This is a genomic window from Companilactobacillus halodurans (assembly GCF_009600985.1).
GTDB classification, from domain to species: domain Bacteria; phylum Bacillota; class Bacilli; order Lactobacillales; family Lactobacillaceae; genus Companilactobacillus; species Companilactobacillus halodurans.
Genome location: NZ_VDFP01000048.1, coordinates 1 through 4015, shown reverse-complemented (window position 1 = coordinate 4015; position 4015 = coordinate 1). Strand labels below are relative to the sequence as shown.

The following is a 4015-nucleotide window of genomic DNA, read 5'->3' as shown; positions in this document are numbered from 1 at the left end:
GAGGTTGGTATCTGAAATCCAATTATTAATGGACAAGATAAAAAATTAATTTGTGATTTTTGTCTTAAAGTATATTTGTGCTTGCTTTTGTTAAGGTAAATACTCTTCATAAGAATGACGATAACATGAATTCTTGCAATTAATATATGTATATATTAATAAAAAATACGTCGTTATTCGATGACTGTTGGTACGATCAATTCGAAGCGGTCTGTCAAATAGGTCAATTCAATTGGCAGTTTAACCGCTGGGTCGCCGTCAATACGTGTCGTCACGGCTTGACCAGTTGCACTCGTAATTCGTGCACTGGTTGCCGTTAGCTGTGTAATGGCCTTGGAGTTTTGCAAGTTCCCCGTTAGTGCGAACCAAATATATGGAATTACTTGCCGCCAGCCAATGTTGTTAAGTAGACTAATATGCATTTTTCCTGGAGCAGACGCGCTATAGACGTGCCCACCGACTGATTTGGTCGTTGTAATCAAACAGAACCATGTTTTTAAGGTGTGGCTTCCTTCGTGTTTGAATTGATATCGAATTGGCAGTGACTTATTGTGACCAATATGGCGAATAGCACGGTAAAGATAGCTTAATTTACCGAATCGCTGCTTCTCAGATTGTCGAACTTCATTGGAAATGTCAGCCAAATTACCGAATGTCAGTGAACTCACGACTGCCCGGCGTTGATTACAAACTAGCATGCCGACTGCTTGGGTCGCCGGCTGAGTACAAATTAGTTCGATGGCCGCTTGGGGGTCAGTTGGTAACTGGTAGCGGGTTGCAAAATTATTAACCGTTCCCATGGGAATAACACCGATACGAATATGTGCTTCAGCTTGGATTAGGGCTGTCATTGCAACGTTCAGTGTGCCATCTCCACCAATAACAATTAGTGCTGACAGTTGAGGAAGTGTTTGCTTAATTAACGCAATTGCCCGGGGGATTCCTGGTGTTGTCAGTAATTGAGACTCAATGCCGTGGTTCGATAGCGCTTGCGCGGTTTGATGGGCGACGGTTGCCGCTTGCCCATTACCCGCTTGTCCGTTATAGAAAATGCCGTAAGTTGTTGCCATGACAATCGCCTCTTGATTAAAAAATTAAGTTTATTCATCGCTTATTTAGTAAGCTTTTGATAGTCTCAGTATATCTTGAACACTAGTTTGACTGGAAATGATATGCATCATTACTGAATTAGTCGGGTCAATGAGCATTTTGATTGCTCAATATAAATATTATAGTTATGATAATTTTAATCACACAATATCGGGATGGAGCGTGTTCACAATGGGATGGATAGGTGTTGCGATATTAGGACTAACAATAGGTATCGTTGCAAATGCGGTAGGCGCACATGGTCGGCGTCAAACGACAATTAATTTAATCGCAGGCTTATTCGGTGTACTTGGTGGCCAGCTGTCTTTTGGATGGTTCGGGCCAACAGTTGCTGGAATGACGTTGTTGCCAGTCGTGAGCGGGGCGATGATACTTATTGTGATCGGAACCGTTTCTGCCCAGGCGCTTCAGCCGCAGTAATTGTGATTAGGCATAAAAGGATTTGTTGAAGTAGCACTTGTTAGCGCTATCAAAAGATGGAGGTGTCCGTAATGGCTAAAATTAAACGACAGACCCCTGGTTTTTGGGGTAAATTGTCACTATTGATTGCAATTGGGCAATTAGGATTGACTGTGTTTCGAGAAGTGCGGCAGTTCAAACACCGCCGCTAAAAAGGGGATGACAGCATGCATTGGTTATGGGTAATGATTGTTGGCGCGGCGGTTGGTGCTTTTGCAGGTGCTATCATGAGCCCCAGTCAATCGCGGGGTTGGATCGGTCACATTATTGCTGGCGTCCTTGGGGCACTCATTGGTGAAGGTGTGCTGGGGCCGATGGGGCCTGAGTTAGCCGGAATGACCGTGATACCAGCCGCAATCGGTGCAATTGCCGTCGTTCTGATAATGATGTTCGTGGTTCAGTGGGCACGGGTTCGACGGTCAAAACACAATTGAACAGTGCCAATTGACAGCCTGGCTGTTACGCTCGGCATCAAAAAATGTTAAACGGTAGATTGCAAATTTAATCCGAATTTTTGAACAAATTGGTCAGCATAACCTGATACGGTGTTTGCCAGTCGAGTATTTTAAGCGGTCGCTGGTTAATTTGGAGTAACGTCGTCGTTAAATCTTGAGCACTAATGTGCTCAAAACGAGTCCCCTTAGGATAAAAATAACGTAAATTCCGATTAAAGCGTTCATTACTACCACGTTCAGCTGGCGTATAAGCATGGCAGTAATAGGTCTTAATACCATATTGTGATTCAAGTGATACTAGCCCACTAAACTCAGTGCCACGGTCCACAGTAAAGCTGTGCACCGGACCATTAAAAGTGGTTAGGAACTTAGTTAGTGCTTCATTAACAGTCGCTGTCGTCCGATCTTTTAACCGGTATGCCCAAAGGAACCGTGATTTTCGATCGATTAAAGTTAATAAAACTGCCTTACTATGCCCACGAGGGCCAACGACTGTATCTAGTTCAAAATCGCCGATGCGATTACGTTGATTAATCATCATGGGACGCTGTTCAATTGATCGCCCCAAAGATTGATTATATTTGGATCGTTGGTCAACGTTACGCCATGTTCAGGTAGATCATTCAAGGAGAAACCAATTCTCCCCTGATTTAGCCAATTATAAATAGATTTAGTAGCTAGTTTAAATTCGTGAGCAATCATTCCTGGTGACCAGCTTAGACGTAAATGGTTGAGAATTTTTTGCTTTAACTCATCGCTCAGCTTAGTTTTCCGACCACATCGTGATCGCTTGTATTCGGCATCTGTTTGTGCTAATTCAGCCTGATAAGGTTGACATCGAGATAATTCATAAGAAATTGTTGACGGTGATCGGTTCAGCCGAACGCCCATTTGGATATTGGACAGCCCTAGTTCACAAAAGGTTTCGATTTTAATTCGTTCGGAATAGGTTATACTAAACAAAAGATCAGCTCCTAAAAGATGGGTTTGTGGTAAACACCATTTTAAAGGAAGCTGATCTTTTTTGTCCGAACAGCGTTCGGATTAATTTTACAATCTACTAATTGCCATAATCAAAAAGTCGTCAAAATTAAAAAAGAACTCGAATCCGCTCATTTGCTGATGCAAAAACAACTGGGCTTTAACCCAAAAACAAAAAAGAATGAACCGAATCGCTTATATCTGTCCAAGCTCGATGTGAAAGCAACCGATGTCTATTTACGCGGTGAAGATAGCCCAAAAGTGTCTCAAACCCTTGCTACAAGCGGAACTGCAAAAAGTGCAGTTAATCTATATAAAGAACCTAAAGAAAAAGATAAAGATAGATACAAGATAGATACTCAAAAGTTAAATTTTTCCACAGCTAACTTTTCACCAGCTGAAATAGAAATCCAAAATCGGGATTTAGTAAAACATGCTGATGAGTTCTTAACGGATTCAGAAAGTGGCTGGGAAGTCTTCTTAGAACCCGAAGCCATTCAGCTGCTCAGTTTTTGGTGCCGCACTCCGCAACAAATGCGGCGCTTCATTGGCATTATATTAAATGCTAAGTACCGAGTTGAGAAAGATCACAAAGATATTGGTGTCATAATCCCACTTGATGATGAGGAACTGAAACCTTTAATGACTAAAGCCTTGAGACGCTACTTTAACGCCCTGAGAAGCAATGAGAAGCACATCAAGAATGTTGAGAACTACTTATACGGCACCATGCAAAACCTATTTGGCGTTTGGTGGAATAAACAAGCGGCTAGAGGATATGTTGCTAAACACCCCGAGGAGCAGAACGCTGACAATGAATGATTTTAAAATCAAACGGCATATAAGCTCATTTAAGCCGTTTTAAGTGTTACATGCATAATTATATTATAGTTGCTTTAAAACCGCTTAGAAGTAAAAATAGGCACCTTGAGTGGCTGAATTGGCGCTTGGTGGAATAAACAAGCGGCTAGAGAATATGCGGCCAAACACCCTAACGATGAGCGTGCTTA

General features: G+C 42.1%; 3 protein-coding genes and 2 pseudogenes. 3 read left to right on the top strand and 2 right to left on the bottom strand.

Going from position 1 to position 4015, the window contains the following annotated elements; genetic code table 11:
* Window positions 1–173 precede the first annotated feature (173 nt).
* Window positions 174–1070: a diacylglycerol/lipid kinase family protein gene (locus FHL06_RS12045; RefSeq protein WP_003680378.1), complete on the bottom strand. Its 897-nt coding sequence runs from the start codon at window positions 1068–1070 to the stop codon at window positions 174–176.
* A gap of 130 nt (window positions 1071–1200) precedes the next feature.
* On the opposite strand from FHL06_RS12045, the gene FHL06_RS12040 reads away from it, so the two are divergent.
* Together FHL06_RS12040 and FHL06_RS12030 are read left to right on the top strand one after the other, a co-directional pair.
* Entirely contained in the window at window positions 1201–1530 is a 330-nt protein-coding gene (locus FHL06_RS12040) for a hypothetical protein (protein ID WP_238334037.1), read from the top strand.
* Window positions 1531–1736: 206 nt separating this feature from the next.
* Window positions 1737–2003 (top strand): GlsB/YeaQ/YmgE family stress response membrane protein, encoded by a 267-nt coding sequence (locus FHL06_RS12030; RefSeq protein WP_003640446.1) that lies wholly within the window; start codon window positions 1737–1739, stop codon window positions 2001–2003.
* A 67-nt stretch (window positions 2004–2070) separates the two neighbouring features.
* On the opposite strand, the pseudogene FHL06_RS12025 reads toward FHL06_RS12030, so the two are convergent.
* A pseudogene (locus FHL06_RS12025) lies at window positions 2071–2987 on the bottom strand (IS30 family transposase).
* A 99-nt stretch (window positions 2988–3086) separates the two neighbouring features.
* Here FHL06_RS12025 and FHL06_RS14780 point away from each other — a divergent pair.
* Window positions 3087–3827: pseudogene (locus FHL06_RS14780) on the top strand (replication initiator protein A); the annotation flags it as partial.
* Between the last annotated feature and the right edge of the window lie 188 nt (window positions 3828–4015).

What these genes read in the sequence shown, in the direction of transcription:
- FHL06_RS12040 (WP_238334037.1), top strand. Translation starts at nt 1,201, where the DNA reads ATGAGCATTTTGATTGCTCAATATAAATATTATAGTTATGATAATTTT.
- FHL06_RS12030 (WP_003640446.1), top strand. Translation starts at nt 1,737, where the DNA reads ATGCATTGGTTATGGGTAATGATTGTTGGCGCGGCGGTTGGTGCTTTT.
- FHL06_RS12045 (WP_003680378.1), bottom strand. Translation starts at nt 1,070, where the DNA reads ATGGCAACAACTTACGGCATTTTCTATAACGGACAAGCGGGTAATGGG.